The sequence below is a fragment of the Photobacterium minamisatsumaniensis genome (assembly GCF_050336695.1).
GTDB classification, from domain to species: domain Bacteria; phylum Pseudomonadota; class Gammaproteobacteria; order Enterobacterales; family Vibrionaceae; genus Photobacterium; species Photobacterium minamisatsumaniensis.
In genome coordinates, this window is the sequence record NZ_JAKJSI010000096.1 from 1 (window position 1) to 2,671 (window position 2,671).

Genomic DNA, 2,671 nt, shown 5'->3' on the forward strand with positions numbered 1-2,671 from the left:
GTACCGATTTTCAGGTAAAACTACGGGGGTTCAGGATTGAACTGGGAGAGATCGAAACCTGCTTGCTACAGCATCCATCGTTCAATCAAGCTGTTGTTCAAGTGGCAGGAAAGCCTGAAAAACTTGTCGCCTACTTAGTGACAGGGAAAGGTGTTGAGGGTCAATCCGCCATTCAGGAATTAAAAAAACACGTCCAGCAGCACTTACCCGCTTACATGCAACCTTCGGTTTATCAATTACTTGATAAGCTACCACTGACGCCAAACGGTAAAATTAATCGTAAAGCATTACCAACTCCCGACTCTCAGCAGTTACTTGATAATGTGTATACAGCTCCCGAAACGGAAAAAGAAATAAAACTCAGCAAGATCTGGTCAACCTTGTTAGGCCAGCCTCAAATAGGCCGTGAAGATAACTTTTTTGAACTAGGAGGCGATTCATTAAGTTTAATTATGCTTAAGTCTGAATGTGTTCGACAAGAGTTCGACTTTGATCTAAACCAATTCCGTGAAAATGCCACTCTCAAACACTTGGCTCAATTGACTGAAACTCCTCCATTAGCAATACCAAAGATCAATATTGATCTCTCCGATGAAAGAAAGCCAATGGAACTACTGTCATTACCTAACCGTTATGAAATGCAAGAGTGCATTCAGCCGGGACGGGATCACCTCGATCTTAACCACTGGAATGCACTCACTGTACTTGAAGTGACCCATCAAGATTTCAATCTCCCGGCACTCAAACATGCCTTAGCTACCCTCTACCAAAGACACGATTCTCTGAGAGTCAGTATGCATATCAGTGCAGGTAGGTGGCGAGAACACATTCGCTCCGACGACTCACTACTACCTTTCAGTCAGCTAACCTTCACTGAACAAATACCAGATATCATTACACACCTCAAAGGTGTGCTTATTGAAATCCAGAAAGACATAACTCTAGCCAGCTCACCTGTGCATTTCTGTTTGGTTAGCTATCCAAAACATGGCAAACATTATTTGCTTAACATTATTCATCACCTCTTGGCTGACGGACACTCCCTTAATCTCATGTTTGATGAATTAAGTGATGATTATGGTAGAGCACTAACCCAGCCGACCTCAGCAGTAACGAAAGCCGTTAATGATCACGCGTTTATCCGTTATACCCAAGGGTTACAAGCCTTTTGTCAGTCACCTCAGGCTCAAGAGCAACTTGATTTTATTCAGCGCTTTGACTGGCAAGGCCATTCACCTATGAATAAAGATCATACTGGAGAGGATCACAACAACATTGCTAAAGACGACCGCCGAATAAGCGTTACCCTTGCACGAGAAGAAGTCTTATCTATAAAAAATAAGCTCCAATCTCATCGACAATTATCACTACGAGTCTTAGTGTTAGATGCTATTTTACATCAAGTTAGCAAGCGTAGTTGCAGCGAGAAAGTATTGATCGATGTCCAAAAGCATGGTCGAAATGAATTAGGGTTAGCACTTGATATGAGCCGGACCGTCGGCTACTTCACTGAAATGTTCAGTATTCCATTTACACTGAATAACAGTGGCACCCCGATACAGCAGGTGCAACAGACAGCAACCCAATTTAGTGAGTTCAACCAACGAGCATCAGGTTTTCCTTTACTGAAATACTGTAATAATGAACTATCGACCCAGCGTTTTATGTCTTCACTGACAACACCAGAAGTCGCCATTAATTTCCAGTTAGAAGAATTTAGTGAGCCTGAAGCTATAAATAGCCCATGGTTTAACCCACGTTTTGATGATGCACTTGAGCTCGATGAAATCTGGCGTAGTGAACAATTGATGCGTAAGAATCTGTGGTACATCATTTACACAGTGAGAAACGGTGAATTAGAGATCACATTTACTTATAACCATCACCACTTCAAAGAAGAAACCATGCACAAAGTTGGGGATGACACAATTAACCATATTCGGCATATCGTAGACCACCTTTAACTACAGGGCTTAGTATCAGCCCTGTCATGTGCTTTCCCGTCGAAGGACGGCCAAAGCATAAATGCAAAAAGCCCGAGTTGTTAGACTCGGGCTTATACCAGTCTGGATAAGTAATTGATCTAAGTATTACGCAGGAAAAATGGTTGTTATCAAGGCAGAGATTGCAGTAACTAGTGGTTCTAATTACAAAATCTCTAATATAGAGGACAGCGGTTTTAACCAGTAAGACTGATCAAGTACTTATGTAGGTTGGTATTAGTATAAGTGGCGGAGCAGATGAAGCTCAACGCACCGGGAGCGTAGATGCAAAAAAGCCTCGTCATTTCTGACGAGGCTTTCTAATAAGTGGCGGAGCGGACGGGACTCGAACCCGCGACCCCCGGCGTGACAGGCCGGTATTCTAACCAACTGAACTACCGCTCCACACGGTGATAAATACTTACGTATCTATCCGATAYCCATCGTTCAATATGAATATCTAAATTTGAAGCCTGGCGATGTCCTACTCTCACATGGGGAAACCCCACACTACCATCGGCGCTATTACGTTTCACTACTGAGTTCGGCATGGGATCAGGTGGGTCCATAATGCTATGGCCGCCAAGCAAATTCTGTTTTATCTACYGCCTTATGGCAGCAAATAGCAATCTGGGAAAATCTGACTAGTTCTCAAACACCATTCAAGTGCTTCGTGGAGTCCGTAAAAA

Annotated in this window: 1 protein-coding gene, 1 tRNA gene and 1 rRNA gene; 1 reads left to right on the forward strand and 2 read right to left on the reverse strand. The window is 43.1% G+C overall.

What is annotated here, in order from left to right:
• Positions 1–1,964 (forward strand): condensation domain-containing protein (locus L4D78_RS28125; RefSeq protein WP_428469978.1); only part of this gene is annotated, 1,964 nt, incomplete at its 5' end.
• Between the two features lie 346 nt (positions 1,965–2,310).
• Here L4D78_RS28125 and L4D78_RS28130 read toward each other — a convergent pair.
• Positions 2,311–2,387, reverse strand: a tRNA-Asp gene (locus L4D78_RS28130).
• Positions 2,388–2,453: 66 nt separating this feature from the next.
• Positions 2,454–2,569 (reverse strand): 5S ribosomal RNA (rrf, locus tag L4D78_RS28135).
• Between the last annotated feature and the right edge of the window lie 102 nt (positions 2,570–2,671).